The following is a 17349-nucleotide window of genomic DNA, read 5'->3' as shown; positions in this document are numbered from 1 at the left end:
GATCCGCCACATCCGGCCGCGCGGGCCGGGCGTCCACACCTGCCTGCATCCCCCACGCAACACGGAATCGGAGCCTCCGCCGACAGTTACCACTGTGGCGCAACTGTCCGGGCCGTCCTGCCGCAGCGCCCCTATGGTGACGCGAATACCGAGGTCGGGGGCGTGTGTCGTCCCATATCGATCGGAGCGACCGTGCACGATTTCCTCCACACGTTCTTCAGCTGGCACGAGATATGGAACGTGTTGCCCAGCCTGCTCACCGAGGGGCTCGGCAACACCCTGCTGATCGCGGCGCTGGCCATTGTCTTCGGCCTCGTCGTCGGCATGCTGCTCGCCGTGCTGCTGCTGTCCGGCAGGCGGCTGGTGCGGCTGCCTGCCCGGATCTACGTGGATGTCTTCCGGGGCATGCCCGCGATCGTGACCGTCAGCCTCGTCGGCCTCGGGCTCCCCGCCGCCGGCATCCGGCCCTTCGGGCGCAGCCCGCTCGGGTACGCGGTCGTCGCCGTCGGGCTGATCTCCGCCGCCTACTGCGCCGAGATCTTCCGCTCCGGCATCCAGTCCGTACCGCCGGGCCAGATGCAGGCGGGGCGCAGCCTCGGCATGTCGTACCTGAGCACCATGCGGGTCGTCGTGGTGCCGCAGGGCATCCGCAACGTCCTGCCGGCGCTGACGGGCCAGTTCATCGTCGACGTCAAGGAGAGCTCCCTCGTCTATCTGCTGGGGCTCTCGGTCGGCCAGCGGGAGCTGTACTTCATCGCGCAGGAGCACCAGGCGGCCACGTACAACTCGTCGGCGCTGGTCGCCGCCGCCCTGTGCTATCTCGTGATCACCGTCCCGCTGACCTACTTCGTCAACTGGCTGGACCGCAAGATGCGCAACGGCCCGTCAGGTCCGCGCCCCGCCGCGGCGGCGCCGACGCCCGGCACCCCGCTGACCGGTGAGGAACAGCCGGGAGTCGGCCTGTCCGCCGGTCCCCTCGACAAGGAGGTACGGGCATGAGCGAGCCCGTCATCAGCGTCAAGGACCTCCACAAGTCCTACGGCTCGAACGAGATCCTGCGCGGGGTGAGCTTCGACGTCGCGCCCCGCGAGGTGGTCTGTGTCATCGGCCCCTCCGGGTCGGGCAAGTCGACCGTGCTCAAGTGCCTCAACCTGCTGGAGCAGCCGTCCAGCGGCTCGGTCGTCGTGTCGGGGGTGCCCCTCACGGACCCCGGAGTGAACGTCGACGAGCTGCGCGCCCGGATCGGCATGGTGTTCCAGCACTTCAACCTCTTCCCGCACCTGACCGTGCTCGGCAACCTGACGGCCGCCCTGCGCAACGTACGGAAGATGAAGCGCGAGGACGCCGAGGAGCGGGCCCGCACCCAGCTGGGCAGGCTCGGCCTCGGCCATCTCGCCGACAGCAGGCCGGCCAATCTGTCCGGCGGGCAGCAGCAGCGGGTGGCGATCGCCCGCGCGCTGGTCATGCGGCCCGAGGTGATGCTCTTCGACGAGGCGACCTCCGCGCTCGACCCCGAGCTGGTCAAGGGCGTGCTCGACGTGATGCGCGAGCTGGCCACGTCCGGAATGACCATGGTCGTCGTCACCCACGAGATGGGCTTCGCCCGCGAGGTCGCCGACCGGGTGATCTTCATGGACGAGGGCCGGATCGCCGAGCAGGGCACGGCCCAGGACCTGCTGGAGAACCCGTCGAGCCCCCGGCTGCGCGCGTTCCTGTCCCAGGTCCTCTGAACACCATCCGATGATCACAGCACAGACAGGACCCAGTGCCATGAGAAATCTCGCCATGAAGGCAACAGCCACCGGAGCCGTCGCTTCGGCCGTCCTCCTGCTCGCAGCCTGCGGCGGCGGCGACTCGTCGGCCGGCGACAAGTACGGTCTGCACCAGTCGGGCACCATCACGGCGGCGGTCTCCACCGACCAGCCGCCGTTCGCCAGCGCCACCAAGAGCGGCAAGCCCGTCGGCTTCATCGTCGACATCACGGACGAGGTCGCCAAGCGCCTCGACGTCAAGGTCACCTACAAGGCGAGCACCGTGCCCGGCGCCCTCCAGGGGCTGACCTCGGGCCAGTACGACCTGGCCGCCTCCGGGCTCGGTGTCACGGCCGAGCGGCAGAAGTCGGTGGCCTTCACCAAGGGCCTGTACTGGTCCACCACCGACGTGCTGACCCGCCTCGACGACAAGGCGACGGCCCTCGACGCGTTCAAGGGCAAGGACGTCGGCGCCGTCACGGGCTCCGTGCAGCAGGACTTCGTGAAGTCGAAGATGCCCGGTGCCAAGCTCAGCAGCTTCCAGACGCAGCCCTCGGCCGTCTCCAAGCTGCTCTCCGGCGGCCTGGACGCGTTCGTCGTCGGCGGTCCCGACTCGGACGCGTACCGCAAGCAGTACAAGAACCTCCGCGTCGCCGTCTCGGCGCCGGTGGACCACGCGACGGCGATGGCCGTCCCGAAGTCGAACACCAAGCTGCAGAAGGCCACCGACGCGCAGCTGTCGAAGATGGTCGAAGACGGCACGTTCATGAAGATCTACGACAAGTGGTTCACCGAGGCGCCGGCCCCCGAGCTGATCAAGATCTGGCCCGGTCTGGCGAAGCAGGTCAATAAGTGACGACGATCGGCACCACCGGAACCACAGGCACCACCGGCACATCGGGTGAGGAGATCCGGCTGCCCGACGGCGGCTCCGTCTGGCGGCGTACGGTGCGCACCCCGCTGCGCGACGGCGTCGTCCTCGTCGCCGACCTCTACACCCCGCACGAGGAGCCGGCCCCGGCTCCGGTCCTGCTGGAGCGGACACCGTACGGACGCAGGGACCGCCGCTACTCGGACGGTCTGCACGCGCACGGCGGCCCGATCCGGCCCGAGGACCAGGCGGCCTTCTTCGCCGGCCGCGGCTTCAACGTCGTACGGCAGGACTGCCGCGGCCGGGGCGACTCCGAGGGCACGTTCGTGAAGTACCTCGGCGAGGCCACCGACGGGTACGACACCGTCGAGTGGCTGGCCGGGCAGCCGTGGTGCGACGGCCGGGTCGCGACCACCGGCGTCTCGTACTCGGCGCACGCCCAGACCGCGCTCGCCTCGCTGTCGCCGCGCCACCTGGCCGCGATGTTCGTCGACTCGGGCGGCTTCGCCAGCGCGTACGAGGCGGGCGTCCGGATGGGCGGCGCCTTCGAGCTGAAGCAGGCGACGTGGGCGTTCCGGCACGCGTTCCAGAGCCCCGAGGTGCAGGCCGACCCGGTGACGCTGGCAGCGCTGGAGTCGCAGGACATGCGCGAGTGGTTCCAGGCCATGCCGTGGCGGCGCGGGGTCTCACCGCTGCGCGCGGTGCCGGAGTACGAGGAGTATCTGCTCGACCAGTGGGAGCGCGGCCCGTTCGACGGCTTCTGGAAGCAGCTCGGCATCTACGGCCGCGGCTTCTACGACGACTTCCCCGACGTACCGAGCCTGCACATGGTGAGCTGGTACGACCCGTACGTACGCACGGCTGTGGAGAACTTCCAGCAGCTCGGCGAGCGCAAGACCAGCCCGGCGTATCTCGTCGTGGGCCCCTGGACGCACGGCGCGCGCAGCGACAGCTACGCGGGCGACGTGGACTTCGGCGCCGCCGCGACGCTGGACGGGAATCTCGCGCCGGACTATCTGGAGTTCCGGGCGCGCTGGTTCGAGCGCCATCTGGGGGAGCACGCGGGCGACGACTTTCCGCGGGTGCAGTACTTCCTGATGGGCGGCGGCACCGGGCGGCGCACGGAGACCGGCCGGCTCGACCACGGGGGCGGCTGGCGGGTGGCCGACGCCTGGCCGCCGCGCGAGACGAAGCCGGTACGGCTGTATCTGCGCGAACAGGGCGCGCTCACCGAGGCAGCGCCGCTGGCCGGGATCGACACCCAGGTCGCCTACGACTTCGACCCGGCCAGGCCCGTGCCGACCATGGGCGGCCAGATCACGTCGGGCGAGCCCGTCATGGTCGGCGGCGCCTTCGACCAGCGGCCCGACGCCACGGTCTACGGCAGCGAGCCGCCGCATCTGCCGCTGGCTTCGAGGCCCGACGTGCTGGCCTTCGAGACGGAGCCGCTGGCCGCGGACGTGGCGGTGGCGGGCCCTGTCGAGGTGCGGCTCTCCGTGTCGTCGAACGCGCCGGACACCGACTTCACCGTCAAGCTCGTGGACGTCCATCCGCCGACCCCGGACTATCCGAACGGGTACGCGATGAATCTGACGGACGGCATCCTCCGCGCCCGCTACCGCAACTCGTACGAGAAGCCCGAGCCGCTGTATCCGGGCGAGGTGTACGAGATCACGGTGACGGCGCCGGACACGGCGAACCTGTTCAAGGCGGGCCACCGGATCCGGCTGGACGTGTCGTCGAGCAACTTCCCCCGCTTCGACGTCAACCCCAACACCGGCGAGAACGAGGCAGCGTCGCGGCGCAGGGCCGTCGCGACGAACCGGGTCCATCTGGCACCGGAGAGCCCGTCGTGGCTGACGCTCTTCGTACTGCCGGCCTAGGGAGTGTCGTCGAAGGAGCATCGTCCGCCCGCAGGGCGCCGGACGGGGCTTCGACGACACGACCTGGGCGGAGCGGTAGTCCGGTCCCGCGTGCTCTGCCGGGACCTCGGTCCCTGGCAGGACACGCGGCGCACGCCTACAGTTGACGCGTGGTAGTCGTGCTCGACGTAGCGGGGGCAGGCGCTTCGGATGTGGTGGCGGGTACGTCGCCTCTCGCGGAGCTTCTGTCCTGCCTGCATGTTCTGGCGGAGCCCGAACACCACCCCGAGTCCCGCACCTGGCTGGCGCGGGCCGGTGAGCGGCTGCCCGCGAGTCTCACGCAGGAGCTGCGGTACTACTCTCCGTTGTGGGCGCGCTACCGCTGCCGGCTGTTCTTCCCGCTGCGGGGCCCGCTCGGCCGTGAGCTGTACGACGAGCTGGACGCCCTGCTCGACCTCGACCTGGCGACCTTCGTCCCGCTCGCGGCCAACGCGATACGCGGTGTCGTCTTTCCCGGCTCGAACCTGCTGCGGAGCGGCAGGACCGAGCAGCGCGAGTTCGTGAAGGCGTGCGAGCGCCGCTCCTTCTCCCGTGGTGAGCTGGCGAACGCCCTGGTCGACGACCCGGAGGCGTTCCGCACCGGCCTGGTCGAGACGGTCGGGCACTGCGCCGAGGCGTTCTTCGACGAGGAGTGGCGCAGGGTCGGCCCCCGGCTGAGCGATGTCGCCGCCCGGGTGCGGGAGCAGCTGCGTACCGAACCCGCCGACGCGGTGCTCGCGTCCGTCAGCCCGACCGCGACGGCGACCCAGCAGCCGGCGCGCGTCTCGTACGACAAGCTCCAGTCGGCGCGCGGGAAGGTCCGTGACCGCGGCTGCTTCCTGGTGCCGACCATGCACGGCTGGCCGCATCTGATCCTGAAGCTGGACGAAGGGCTGCCGCTCGTCGTGCACTTCATCGCCGACGACTGGGAGCAGCGCCCCTCGGTCTCGCAGTCGCTGGTACGGGACCGGCTGTCCGCCATATCCGAACCCGCCAGGCTCGAACTCTGCCGCCATCTGCTGAGCGAGCCGATCACCACGTCGGAACTGGCCGGGCGCATGGGCATCGGGGAGCCGCAGGTCTCGCGGCATCTGCGGCGGCTGCGGGAGGTGGGTCTGGTGACCTCGCAGCGGGAAGGCCGGATGGTGTACCACCGGCTGCACGCGGAGCTGCTGCTGAACCTGGGGGCCGACGTGCTCACCACGGTCATGCGCTGACCGTGGTGAGCGGGCGTCAGATCCTGCCGGTCAGTTCCTGGTCCCGACGGTGACGTCGCTCGCGTTGACGAGCGCCACCCGGTGGTTGAACTGGATCGTGTACATCTTCCCGCCGCCGACGACCAGGGTCTTGCTGGTCGCGAAGTAGTCGTCGGTGCTCACGGGCTGCTGCGTCGCCACGTACGCCTGCCCGGCGGGCAGCGAGTACGAGGTCAGCGGCGTCTCCGTGGAGGGCGAGAGCCCGGCCGGGTACTCCCCCGGCTGCGGGTAGCCCGAGCCGTAGACGTCGACCGCCGCCGTACCCGCGCCCTTGATCACCTTCGTGCCCGTGGCGATCGTGGTGTTCTTGCCGAGCGGGTTGTAGAACCACACCTTCTTCCCGCTGAACCAGATCGCCGTCCAGTCGACGCTGCGTCCGGCGACCACGTACTGCTGGCCGTCCTGGACGACGCTGCCCCAGTCGTTGATCTCGTTCGTACCGGCGGCGCCGCCCGGGTGCAGGGCCTGGTCGCCGAAGAGCGGCGCCGTCGCGCTCGGCGCCGTGCGGACCGGCAGGAAGTTCACCGGCTGGGTCCGGTTGACGCAGGAGGGCGTGTTGCCGCTGGGGTCCTCGGCCGGGCAGACCCGGACCGTCTGCTTGTTGGTGGCGAAGGCGGGCGAGATCGTCACGACGGAGCCCACCGGGCCCACGCCGGGCCGGTGCACATTGGTCGGGGCGCCGACCAGGCTCATGAACAGCGACCAGTCCCAGGACGGTCCCGGGTCCCAGTGCATGCCGGCGACGGAGCTGTTCACCGGGCCCGGCACGTTGTCGTGGCCGATGAGGTGCTCGCGGTCGAGCGGGATGCCGTAGCGCGCCGCGAGGTACTTCACCAGATCGGCGGTGGCCTGGTACTGCGTCTGCGTGTACCAGGTGGCACCCTGCGCGGCGAAGCCCTCGTGCTCGATGCCGATGGAATGCATGTTGAACCAGTAGTTGCCCGCGTGGAAGGACAGGTCCTTCGTGGGCACCATCTGGGTCACGGCGCCGTCCGACGCCCGCATGACGTAGTGCGCGGACGAGCCGCCGGGCTGCTGGAAGGTGGCGATGGCCGAGGCGTACGAGCCCTCGGTGTCATGGATGACGATGTACTTGACGTCCATGCCGTCGGCGGGCCGGTTCGCGACCTGGCCGTTCGACGGGTCGGCGGCGACGAACGTGCAGTCGACGGTCGCCGGGCACTCGGTGGCGGGGGCGGCGGGCGCCGCGCGCAGCTTCAGCCGGTCCAGCTGCGCGGTGGCCGGCCGTACGGACGGGTCGGCGGCCAGTCGCATCCGCTGGCCGTCGGTGGTCTGCCGCCGCACGCCGGTCTTGAGCCCGGCGTACACCCGGTCGGCGAAGGTCGCGGCGGCCTTGCGGTCGGGCGACTGGCTGTAGCGGGCGACGGCGCCGTACCAGTCGGCCGGGTCGGCGGACGTGGTGCCGGTCAGCGCCTTCTCGTACGAGGCGAGCAGCGCCGCGCCGCCGCGGATGTTGTCCCGGCCGCCCGCGCGGAGCCGCTCGGCGGGAACGCCGGCGAGCTTCGCCGCAGCGGGCAGCGTGTGCAGGGCCGGGTCGGCGGTGAGCTTGCCGAGGTCGGCGCGGCCCGCGGCCCCCGCCGCGCCGTCGGCCAGCATCTTCGGCGTCACATCGGTGAGGTTCATCGGGCCGTAGCCACCGCCGGTGTTGTACTGGCCGGCGTGCGCGTCCCAGCGCGATTCCTGGTAGGCGACACCGAGCAGCACGGACACGGGTACGTGGAACTCGGCTGCGGCGGCGGCGAAGTCCGCCTGTCTGCCGGCGGCGGTGCCGGTCTGTGCACCGTCCGCCTGCGCGGCGGCGGACGGGAGCAGCGCGAGACAGCTCGCAGCGAGCGCGCCGCTCGTGACGATCGCAGGAAGCAATCGTCCTGACTTTCGCTTCAGCAAGGGGATTTCCTCTCGTCCAGGCGTCGTTGGGAGTAAAGCACCTGCCGGTGAACGATGTTGGAACGCCCTTGCGGACGAAACGGGAGGATGATGGCCGGATGGATTCCGTTTCCCGTACGTTGCGCGCCGCCGGCCGCCGCTGCCTCGCCTCCTGGCGTATCGCGGTGGAGGCGGTCTTCGAGAACCCGGCGCTCGGCGGAGTCGTCGTCCTGGGCGGCCTGACGATCTTCTGGGTCGTCGAGGGGAACGTGTACGGAATCGTGTCGTCGCTGGTCGCGATGGCGGTGACCCTGGCGGTCGCGGTACGCACGGCCCGCCGCTGACAGCCCGCCGGGGCCCGGTCGGCCCGTAGCACCGCCCCGGCCCGCTCCCGTCACCCTTCCGGACCGCTTCGATGCGTGCGTACGGGCAGCTCACCGTAGGTTCTCCCCTGAGAAGAGGGGTACACGGACGGACCGAAGACCCAACCGGCAGGGAGCGACAACGTGCGGGCACTGACATGACACGGGCGGCGCTGTTCGACGTCGACGGCACCCTCGTCGACACCAATCACCTTCATGTGACCTCCTGGTGGGAGGCGTTCCGGCAGGCAGGGCACCAGGTGCCTATGCCCGCCATCCACCGGGCCGTCGGGCTCGGCTCCGACGACCTCATCGCGCATCTGCTCGGTGACGAGCGGGACACCGGCCAGGACGCCGCCATCAGCGCCGCGCACTCCACCCTCTACGGGACGTACTTCGACCGGCTGCCCGCCCTGCGGTCGGCGGCCGAGCTGCTGTGGGCCCTGTCCGACCGGGGCTGGCGGATCGTGCTCGCCACCTCGGCCGGCGGCTCCGAGCTGACCGCGCTGCGCCGCGCCATCAACGCGGACGACGTCATCGCGGGAACCGCCAGCGCCGACGACGTCTCCGCGGGCAAACCGGCTCCTGAGCCGGTGCGGGAGGCCCTGCGGCTGGCCGACGTGTCGGCCGAGCGTGCGGTGTTCGTCGGGGACACCGTCTGGGACATGGAGGCGGCGGCGCGAGCGGGCGTGCGCAGCATCGCCGTCCTGTCCGGCGGCATTCCGCGCGCCGCGCTCGAATCGGCTGGGGCGGGCGGTGTCTACGAGGACCCGGCCGACCTGCTGGCGCGGCTCGACACCAGCCTCTTCGCCGACATGGAAGCCCGCTGACCGCCGGCCCGGGTCCTTCCGACCCGGGTCCTTCGGGTGTCCGAAAACCAAAAACGCCCGGAGGCATTTCCCGCCTCCGGGCATTCCGTTCGCCTCACTCCTACTCCTCGACGAGCAGTCCCGCACGCAGCTTCGACAACGTACGAGCCAGCAGTCGCGACACGTGCATCTGCGAAACGCCGAGCTTCTCGCCGATCTGCGACTGCGTCATTTCCTGACCGAAGCGCATCTCGACGATGGCACGCTCCCGGTCGTCCAGCTCGTGCAGCAGCGGGGCGAGCGAGTGGAAGTCCTCGATGAGTTCCATGGCGGGGTCGCAGCCACCGAGCGTGTCGGCGAACGTACGGCCGCTCTTGTTGACCTGGCCGTCGTCCGACGTGTCGTTCGGGAGGTCGAGCGAACCGGCCGTGTAGCCGTTGGCCGCGACGATCCCCTCGATGACCTCTTCCTCGGTCAGGTCGAGATGCTCGGCCAGCTCGGCGACCGAGGGCTTGCGGTCGAGGACGGTTCCCAGGTGGTCCTGCGCCTTGGCCAGCTCGACGCGCAACTCCTGCAGCCTGCGCGGAACGTGGACGGCCCAGGTGGTGTCACGGAAGAACCGCTTGATCTCCCCCACGATGTACGGGATGGCGAACGACGTGAACTCGACCTCGCGTGAGAGGTCGAACCGGTCGATGGCCTTGATCAGTCCGATGGTACCGACCTGGAGAATGTCCTCCATGTCGCCACTGCCCCGGTTGCGGAAGCGGCTCGCGGCGAAGCGCACCAGCGACTGGTTCATCTCGATCAGGGTGTTGCGCGCGTACTGGTGCTCGCGCGTGCCTTCTTCGAGGACCAGCAGCTGGTCGAAGAACATCTTCGACAGTTCGCGTGCGTCCTTCGGCGCGACCTTCCCCGCATCCTCGATCCAGGGAAGCGCGCCCGTGCCGTCGTCGGTACGCGTGGGGAGAGCACCGTCCGCCAGCTGTATGGACGCGTTCGTGGATGGGGTGGGCATCGTCATGTCATCGCCTTACCTCGTCGGGGTGCCAACAGGCGCCTGCCCCCGAAGTACGCGATTACCCACCCAGGGGGCAACAGTTTCTAGACGGCAATGATCCTGTACCGACATAACGACTGAATAGAATAATCCGCCCATTCAGTACGTATACGGACACACCAACCCCGATCACGCCTCGGGGGGCGCCGGCTCCGGAGAGCCGGCCGCCCCCCGGAGTCGGCCCACAGGCCCGGGCGCGGCACCCATCAACGACGGCGCAGCAGCAGAATGATCACGACAATAATAAGAATAACGACCACGGTACCGATACCTATATACATCTGAGTTTCTCCTCTTCCTTGGTAAGCACTCGGATTTCCATGGCTCTCCATGGATCTCATTCGCTGTCTGCACACTGGTTGCCCCGTTTCCCCTTCCTAAACGAACCCGAGAGTCGGACAAGATCCGTTCACCCGCCTCGATTAGGCTGCGGAGGAGACAGGACGGACTTTTGCGGCGGATCCTCGGCGACAGGTGGTGGGCCAGGTGTCGGTGCCATGGAGCGGTGAAGGTCTGCCGCCGGCGGCCCGGGAACGCATCGACGGGGCCCGGCGCAGCGGCACCTGGTCATCGGCGCTGTCGACCGGCGAGTTCACCGCGATCCGCGCGGCCGGCTTCGAACCGGTCGGTCAGGCGATGGGCTCCGCCGTCTACCACGTCGGACGGGCCGGCCGGTACTGGGGCTACTACGACTGCCTCTACCTCAACGCGGGCTTCACGATGTCCAGCGCGCCGGGCCCCGTGGCGCTGTCCGGCGACGGGGCGCCCTCCGCCGGTCTCGTCGAGGTCTTCGACAACGCGCGGCGTACGGCGCTGGACCGGCTGTCCGCCGAGTGCACCGCCCTCGGCGGCGACGGGGTGGTCGCGGCCGAACTGACCATGGCACCGTTCCCGACCCAGCCGAACTGCCTGGAGTTCAAGGTCATCGGCACAGCGGTACGGGCGCGCGGCGACGTACGTTCACCGCGTCCCTTCACCTGTCACCTCGACGGACAGGGGTTCGCCAAGCTCATCGCCGCGGGCTGGGTGCCCGTCGAACTGCTCATCGGCATGTCCGTTGGCGTACGCCACGACGACCTCGGCACCCGCACCCAGGCGATGTCGTGGGGCAACATCGAGGTCGACGCGTGGAGCGAACTCGTCGGTGACGTACGGGCCGACGCCCGCCACCAGTTGGAGCTGCAGAGCACGCGCCAGGGCGGCGACGGCGTCATCCTCGCCAGCGGCAGTCTGCGGATCTGGCGGGAACCCTGCATGCGGGCCTCCCGGTTCGGCGGCGAGGGCGAGGACCACGTGGCCGAGTCGACGATGGTCGGGACGACCATCGCCCACTTCGACGCGCGGTCCCGGCGCCCGCCGACGCTCGCCGTGATGCCGCTCGGCAAGCGCGGGGAGCGGCTGCGCGCGCGGCTCGCTGCGGTGGAGTCGAGCCCGTACGGCGACCCGGCCGAGCAGCGCAGGATCGCGGCCGAGCTGGCGGAACTCGGCGACCAGGGATGACAGCACCTCCGAATCAGCAGCAGCAGCACCGAACGAGCAGCACCGACAGTGAGGATGTGGCGAAGTGAGCGGTGACGGTCCGAGCGATCAGGGTGTGCCTGCCGATGCCATGCGCAGGCTGGCGGATCTGGAGCCGGGCAAGGCCGGTTCGATCTTCACGAGCGATCTGTCGGTGAATGAGTTCCTGCTGGTCAGGGAGGCGGGATTCCGGCCGATCGGGCTGGTGCTCGGCTCCTCGATCTACCACGTCGGTATCCAGCTCGGCCGCTGGAGCAAGAACCAGGAGCTGGAGACGCTCAGCCAGGCGATGTACCACGCGCGTGAGCTGGCGATGACCCGGATGGAGGCCGAGGCGGCGCAGCTCGGCGCCGACGGCATCGTCGGGGTCCGGCTGAGTGTCGAGGCGCGGGAGTTCGGCAACGACATCGCGGAGTTCATCGCCATCGGCACGGCGGTAAAGGCGGACGAGCCGCCGCCGGGCGGCGGTGTCTGGCGCAACAACAAGGGCCAGCCCTTCACCTCCGACCTCTCGGGCCAGGACTTCTGGACGCTGATCAGGGCTGGCTACGCGCCGCTCGGCATGGTCATGGGCACCTGCGTCTACCACATCGCGCACCAGCGGATGACGGCCGCTTTCTCCAACATCGGGAAGAATGTGGAGATCGAGCAGTTCACCCAGGCGCTGTACGACGCGCGGGAGTTGGCCATGGCGCGGATGCAGGCCGAGGCGGAGGAGCTGGCGGCGGAGGGCGTCGTCGGCGTCCAGCTGAACGCGCACAACCACCGCTGGGGCGGGCATACGACGGAGTTCTTCTCGATCGGCACGGCCGTACGGCCGCTGCGCCCGGATCATGAAATCGAGCGCCCGACCATGGTGCTCAGCCTGGACGGCTGACCGTCCGCCGGTGAGGGTGGGGGGACACGACGAAGGGGAGCCCGATGAGCGACGGTGACGGTGCGGACAGCGCCCCCGACGGCCGTATCGAGAAGGCCGAGGACGCCACGGCCGGCTCCGTCGACGAACTCGCCGCCGCGCTCCGCAGGGACGCCGCCGACCTGGACCTGTACGCCCAGGTGCTGAGCGGTTCGCTGGCGGAGGCGCTGCCGCCGGACGCCGTCGTACTCGACCGCAAGCGCACCATGAGCGACCGGCTCGCGGGCCGGGACGGCCGGGTGGAGCGGGTCGAGATCTCGCTGGACGACCAGCGGCTGATCCTGACGCTGACGCACGGACGGCCCGCGTGCGAGATCGCCAAGGTCGTACGGGGCGTCGTGCTGTCCCGTACGCCGGTGCCGCTGGACGAGTGGACGCAGCGGCTCGCGGCGGCCGTCGCCGCACGGGCGCGTACGGACGCACGGATGCGGGCGGCGCTGGAAAAGCTGGTCCTGGGCGGCTGACCGAGCGCCACCGCCGCAGTCAGCCGGCCCCGCCACCAACCATTGCTGTCAAGGGGATTGACTGCGTGCTGGTCTAGTCCTTTACTTTCATCCAGCAACGACAGTTCACGTGGGGATCCCCCATTCCCCTATGTGAACAGCCCTGCGCTCCAACCCCCCACGGTGTGCGCCCCCACGCGCACATGACAGGAGTGTTCCTGTGTTCCGATCGACGAAGAAGATCCTGGCCCTCACCCCCGCCGCCCTCGCCCTGGCGGCCACGGCCGTCGTCGCCACCGGCGCGAGCGCCAGCGCGGCCGCCGACCCCGGTCCTGGCTTCCCGGACCACTACTCCGCGCCGTACGCGGAGACATGGGCATCGCCGCAGGCGCTGACCGACGCCCGCGAGGCCACCGGGCAGAAGTACTTCACGCTCGCCTTCATCATCGACGGCGGCGGCTGCGACGCGAAGTTCAACGGCGACACCGACATCACCGACGCCGGCTGGACCTCGGCCATCAACTCGCTGCGGGCGGCCGGCGGCGATGTCATCGCCTCGTTCGGCGGCGCGAGCGGTACGGAGATAGGCGCTTCCTGTACGTCGGTCGGCGCACTGAAGGCCGAGTACCAGCGGGTCATCGACGAACTCGACCTGACCAGGGTCGACTTCGACATCGAGGGCGCCACCGTCGCCGACGACACGGCCAACGACCGCCGCAACCAGGCGCTCGCCGAACTCCAGCAGGAGTACGCGGACGCGGGCAAGACGCTGGACGTGCAGTACACGCTCGCCACCAACCCGGACGGGCTGCCGCAGGACCAGCTCGACCTGCTCTCCAACGCCAAGAGCAACGGCCTGGACGTCAACCTCGTCAACCTGATGACGATGGACTACGGCTCGGCGATGGACATGGGCAAGGCGGCCACCGACGCGGCGACCGCGCTGCACGACCAGCTCGGCGCCATCTGGACGGACAAGTCCGACGCCGAACTGTGGGCGATGGAGGGCAACACCCCGATGATCGGGGTCAACGACACCCAGTCGGAGGTCTTCTCCGTCGACAACGCCAACACCCTGGCCGACTTCGCGAAGTCCAAGGGCATCCAGGAGCTGTCGTTCTGGGCCCTCGGCCGGGACAAGGCGTGTGGAAGCGAAGGGCAGTTGTCCGACACGTGCAGCGGGACCGCGCAGGACGACTGGCAGTTCACCAGCACCTTCAACGGCATCACCGGCTGAGCACCGCCGGCTAAGCACAGGAACCGAGCACCGGACCCGGAGGGCGGCTGCCGACGGCAGCCGCCCTCTCCCCTCCTGGCCCTCGTTCCACGGCGGTTCAGTGCGCCGCGTCGTACCGCATGCGCGCCGCCGTCTTCCTGATCCAGGGCAGCGCCGCGTACAGCTCGGCGCCCGGGCAGTCGGTGTCGTACCCGTCCCGGTGACCCGAGATGGTGCGCAGCTCCACCGACGTGCCCTTGCGGTACCGGCTCTCGTCGCTCGTGGACGTCAGCTTCGCCCGCCCCTGCGGGTCCACGCCAGGGGCCAGCTTCCACGCCGCGATGGCAGCGATGGCCTTCAGCATGGCGCGGGGCGGCTTCGACCCGTTCGCGAAGCTGCCGAGCACGGCGATACCGGCGCTGCGGACGTTGAACCCCTTCGTGTGCGCGCCGCGCACCGGCCGGTCGATGCCGCCACGGCGTCCCTCGTAGATGTTTCCGCAGCGGTCGACGACGAAGTTGTATCCGAGGTCGTTCCATCCCATGTCGTGGATGTGGTGCTCCTCCATCGACCGCAGCATCTCGGGGACGTCCCGCTTGCAGTCGTACTTGTCGGAGTGCGTCGTGTGATGCACGAAGATCACCTCCACGGGGCCGGAGTAGACCGGCTTCTCCCGCACGGCCTTCTCGTCCGCATGCCACTCACGCCGGCCCAGGATGACGGGGCGGGGCACCAGCCGTGCCGCCCGCGCGGCGGGGGGCCGCTGCTCGGGCGCCCGGTGTTCGTGTCCCGGCGCGTCGCACGTCACCACCAGGGTCAGTGGGAGGAGCGCTATCCACTGTTTGAGCCGTCTTGGCCACATCTGCTCACCCTGGCGCGGTTACCGGCGGCGCCCAAGTTCACTGCGGCCAGTCGAGTGACCTTGTGACTACTGCCAGGTAGACGCGAGACCCCCTCGGCGTTACCCGCTCGGTGCACCCGCTCTTGGCGGTTACGGCTCCCTTGTCAGTACCTTTGCAGTGACACACATGGGGAGAGCGAGGTCGTTGGTGGATGGCGTGAGGTATCCGGGCGGTGTGCGCGCGGACGGGATGCCGGCGGTGCTGTCGGACCCGGACAGGCTCGCGGCGCTGCGGACCGCAGGCCTGGTGGGCAGCGGCCCCGAGCCCGTCTTCGACGACCTGACCCGGCTCGCCGCAGCGGTGACCGGCTGCTCGCTGGCGGCCATCACCTTCGTCGACGAGTACCGCACGCTCTGGAAGTCCGTCCCCAGCCTCGAATACGGCGGTGTCGCCGCCTGGCAGAACGCGGTCCCCGACAGCTTCTGCTACTTCCCGGTCGGCATGGGCGCTCCGTTCATCGTCGAGGACGCGGCCCTCGACCCGCGTACCGAAGGCCACCCCGCGATCAAGCCGTGGGGGGTGGGGGCCTGGGCCGGCTTCCCGATCCTCGGCCCCGGCGGGGAGGCGATCGGCAGCATGTGCGTGATCGATCCGAGTCCGCGGGCGTGGCGGCCGCAGGACCTGGAGACGATGGCTGCCCTGTCGCGCGCCGTCAGCAACGAGATCAATCTGCGGATCTCGCTGGCCGCGACCCGCGCGGCGCTGGAGGTCTCCAGCGATCTGGCCCGCAGCCTGCAGGACAGTCTGCTGCCGCCGTCGCTGCAACCGGTGCCCGACCTGGACACGGCGGCCCTCTATCTCTCCGCCACCGGCTCCCCCGGCCTCGTCGTCGGTGACTTCTACGACCTGTTCCACGCCCGCGGCCCGTGGTGGTCCGCGGTGATGGGCGACGTCTGCGGCAAGGGTGTCGAAGCGGCGAAGGTCACCGCGCTGGCGCGGTACACGCTGCGCGCCGACGCGTCGGAGCATCTGTCCCCCGCCACGGTCCTGGACCGGCTGAACACGGCGATGCGCAGCCAGGGCGCCACCCGCTTCCTGACCGCCGCGTACACCACGTTCCGCACGTCACCGTCGGGCGTCACGGGCCGCCTCTGCCTGGCCGGTCATCCCCCGCCCCTGGTCAGAAGGGCCGACGGCCGGGTGGAACAGCTCGGCAAGTTCGGCACCCTGCTCGGGGTGGTCGACAAGCTACGGCTGACCGACGTCCGCTTCCGGCTGGCAGCGGGCGATCTGCTGCTGCTCTACACGGACGGCGCCTGCGAGGCCCGGCCACGGCCTGGCAAGAACGGCGGCCCGGCCCGTCCCATGTTCGGCGAGGAGGAGCTGGCCCGGACCCTCGCCGACTGCCACGGACTGGACGCGGCGGCCACCATCGACCACATCGCGGCGGCGCTGGCGGCCCGCCACGACGGCTGGGCGAGCGACGACACGGCCCTGCTGGCCCTGCGGGTCCCCGACCGGACCTGACCGCCGACCGCCGGGCGGCGGTCAGCCTTCCGTGACGCGGATGATCGTTCTGCCGGGCGCCCGCTTGTCGCGACTGCCGCTGTCCTGACCGAACGCGGCGGCGGCCTCGGCCAGCGGCCGCACCGCCCCGACGAGCGGCTTGAGCCGCCCGTCCCTTACCCGCCGGGCGAGGTCCGTGAGCACGCGACGGTCGGGTTCGACGACGAAGAAGACGGCCCGGCCGTCGCGGGGGCGGACGGTCACCGGCCGGGCGATGGTGACGAGCGTGCCGCCTGCCCGCACCAGCGCGGCCGAGCGGTCGAGGATGTCGCCGCCGATCACGTCGAACACCACATCCACCTCCTCGACGTCCTCAAGGCGCTCGTTCTGGAGGTCCACGAAGGTGTCGACGCCCAGGCCGACCGCCATGTCACGGGCGTCGGTCCGGCCCGTGCCGATGACCCGGGCGCCCACCTCGCGGGCGAGCTGCACGGCAACGGATCCGACGCTGCCTGCCGCGCCGTGGACCAGCACCGTCTGGCCGGGGGCCAGCCGGGCGTGGTCGAAGAGGGCCTGCCAGGCGGTGAGTCCGGAGATCGGCAGGGCCGCCGCCGTGGTGTGGTCGAGATCGGCGGGGAGCGGGGCGAGGTTGCGGGCCTCCACTGCGGTGTACTCGGCCAGCGAACCGTCACGGGTCCAGTCGGCCAGACCGAAGACGCGCTGACCGACCGTCAGCCCTGTCGTGCCGTAGCCCAGTTCGGCGACGACACCGGACAGCTCGTGCCCGGGCACGCTGGGGGTACGGTCACGCCCGGCCCGGTCGGTCCAGCTGGCGGGCCAGGCCAGCTCGCCCGGCGTGAATCCGGCCGCGTGGACGCGCACGATCACGTCGTTCTCCGCGGCGTGCGGATACGGCAGATCGGTCAGGGTGAAGCCGCCGACGCCGGCGTCACGGTCCTGGACGGTGATGGCTCGCATGCGTCATTCCTCCGGGTCGGGGGCTGTCACCGA

The 17349-nt window shown here is 70.2% G+C and carries 16 protein-coding genes; 12 read left to right on the top strand and 4 right to left on the bottom strand.

The genetic code is table 11. The annotated features are described in order from the left end of the window. The first annotated feature begins 192 nt into the window (after nucleotides 1-192). From OHS57_RS21540 to OHS57_RS21520, 5 genes are all read left to right on the top strand, one after another. The gene (locus tag OHS57_RS21540) at nucleotides 193-999 is read left to right on the top strand and encodes an amino acid ABC transporter permease (protein WP_078863485.1); all 807 of its coding nucleotides are present in this window, start codon (nucleotides 193-195) and stop codon (nucleotides 997-999) included. Then, the gene (locus OHS57_RS21535; RefSeq protein ID WP_328583060.1) at nucleotides 996-1730 is read left to right on the top strand and encodes an amino acid ABC transporter ATP-binding protein; all 735 of its coding nucleotides are present in this window, start codon (nucleotides 996-998) and stop codon (nucleotides 1728-1730) included. The genes OHS57_RS21540 and OHS57_RS21535 overlap by 4 nt, the downstream gene beginning before the upstream one ends. Nucleotides 1731-1770: 40 nt before the next feature. Further along, nucleotides 1771-2607: a substrate-binding periplasmic protein gene (locus tag OHS57_RS21530; RefSeq protein ID WP_328583059.1), complete on the top strand. Its 837-nt coding sequence runs from the start codon at nucleotides 1771-1773 to the stop codon at nucleotides 2605-2607. Then, nucleotides 2604-4505, top strand: a complete 1902-nt coding sequence (locus tag OHS57_RS21525) for a CocE/NonD family hydrolase (RefSeq protein ID WP_241778498.1) — start codon at nucleotides 2604-2606, stop codon at nucleotides 4503-4505. The genes OHS57_RS21530 and OHS57_RS21525 overlap by 4 nt, the downstream gene beginning before the upstream one ends. Before the next feature lie 149 nt (nucleotides 4506-4654). Next, complete coding sequence (locus tag OHS57_RS21520) at nucleotides 4655-5740, top strand: DUF5937 family protein (RefSeq protein ID WP_041986452.1); 1086 nt, start codon at nucleotides 4655-4657, stop codon at nucleotides 5738-5740. A 30-nt stretch (nucleotides 5741-5770) separates the two neighbouring features. Here OHS57_RS21520 and OHS57_RS21515 read toward each other — a convergent pair whose 3' ends face one another. Beyond that, nucleotides 5771-7687, bottom strand: a complete 1917-nt coding sequence (locus tag OHS57_RS21515) for an N-acetylmuramoyl-L-alanine amidase (RefSeq protein ID WP_328583058.1) — start codon at nucleotides 7685-7687, stop codon at nucleotides 5771-5773. A gap of 98 nt (nucleotides 7688-7785) precedes the next feature. Here OHS57_RS21515 and OHS57_RS21510 point away from each other — a divergent pair, with 98 nt between their 5' ends. Continuing rightward, nucleotides 7786-8010, top strand: coding sequence for a hypothetical protein (locus OHS57_RS21510; protein ID WP_157874301.1), 225 nt, complete (start codon nucleotides 7786-7788; stop codon nucleotides 8008-8010). Between the two features lie 176 nt (nucleotides 8011-8186). Continuing rightward, nucleotides 8187-8858 carry an HAD family hydrolase gene (locus tag OHS57_RS21505; protein ID WP_041986460.1) on the top strand — a complete coding sequence of 224 codons (672 nt, stop codon included), beginning with the start codon at nucleotides 8187-8189 and terminating at the stop codon, nucleotides 8856-8858. A gap of 100 nt (nucleotides 8859-8958) precedes the next feature. Here the strand turns inward: OHS57_RS21505 and OHS57_RS21500 are convergent, their stop codons facing one another. After that, nucleotides 8959-9861: an RNA polymerase sigma factor SigF gene (locus OHS57_RS21500; RefSeq protein WP_041986463.1), complete on the bottom strand. Its 903-nt coding sequence runs from the start codon at nucleotides 9859-9861 to the stop codon at nucleotides 8959-8961. A 522-nt stretch (nucleotides 9862-10383) separates the two neighbouring features. Between OHS57_RS21500 and OHS57_RS21495 the strand changes: the two genes are divergently transcribed. The 4 genes from OHS57_RS21495 (at nucleotide 10384) to OHS57_RS21480 (ending at nucleotide 14011) form a co-directional block, all read left to right on the top strand. Then, nucleotides 10384-11397 carry a heavy metal-binding domain-containing protein gene (locus OHS57_RS21495; protein ID WP_328583057.1) on the top strand — a complete coding sequence of 338 codons (1014 nt, stop codon included), beginning with the start codon at nucleotides 10384-10386 and terminating at the stop codon, nucleotides 11395-11397. 64 nt (nucleotides 11398-11461) lie between these two features. After that, the gene (locus OHS57_RS21490) at nucleotides 11462-12292 is read left to right on the top strand and encodes a heavy metal-binding domain-containing protein (protein WP_198533235.1); all 831 of its coding nucleotides are present in this window, start codon (nucleotides 11462-11464) and stop codon (nucleotides 12290-12292) included. A 44-nt stretch (nucleotides 12293-12336) separates the two neighbouring features. Continuing rightward, nucleotides 12337-12795: a hypothetical protein gene (locus tag OHS57_RS21485; protein WP_328583056.1), complete on the top strand. Its 459-nt coding sequence runs from the start codon at nucleotides 12337-12339 to the stop codon at nucleotides 12793-12795. A 199-nt stretch (nucleotides 12796-12994) separates the two neighbouring features. Then, nucleotides 12995-14011, top strand: coding sequence for a chitinase (locus OHS57_RS21480; protein ID WP_052457044.1), 1017 nt, complete (start codon nucleotides 12995-12997; stop codon nucleotides 14009-14011). Nucleotides 14012-14108: 97 nt separating this feature from the next. Here the strand turns inward: OHS57_RS21480 and OHS57_RS21475 are convergent, their stop codons facing one another. Then, entirely contained in the window at nucleotides 14109-14852 is a 744-nt protein-coding gene (locus OHS57_RS21475) for an N-acetylmuramoyl-L-alanine amidase (protein ID WP_328583055.1), read from the bottom strand. A 166-nt stretch (nucleotides 14853-15018) separates the two neighbouring features. Here OHS57_RS21475 and OHS57_RS21470 point away from each other — a divergent pair, with 166 nt between their 5' ends. Beyond that, nucleotides 15019-16359 (top strand): PP2C family protein-serine/threonine phosphatase, encoded by a 1341-nt coding sequence (locus tag OHS57_RS21470; protein WP_328583054.1) that lies wholly within the window; start codon nucleotides 15019-15021, stop codon nucleotides 16357-16359. Nucleotides 16360-16380: 21 nt separating this feature from the next. Here the strand turns inward: OHS57_RS21470 and OHS57_RS21465 are convergent, their stop codons facing one another. Then, nucleotides 16381-17316, bottom strand: coding sequence for an NADP-dependent oxidoreductase (locus OHS57_RS21465; protein ID WP_328583053.1), 936 nt, complete (start codon nucleotides 17314-17316; stop codon nucleotides 16381-16383). Nucleotides 17317-17349 lie beyond the last annotated feature (33 nt).

It is taken from the genome of Streptomyces sp. NBC_00370 (genome assembly GCF_036084755.1).
Lineage (GTDB): Bacteria > Actinomycetota > Actinomycetes > Streptomycetales > Streptomycetaceae > Streptomyces.
This window is presented reverse-complemented; position numbering and strand designations above follow the sequence as displayed.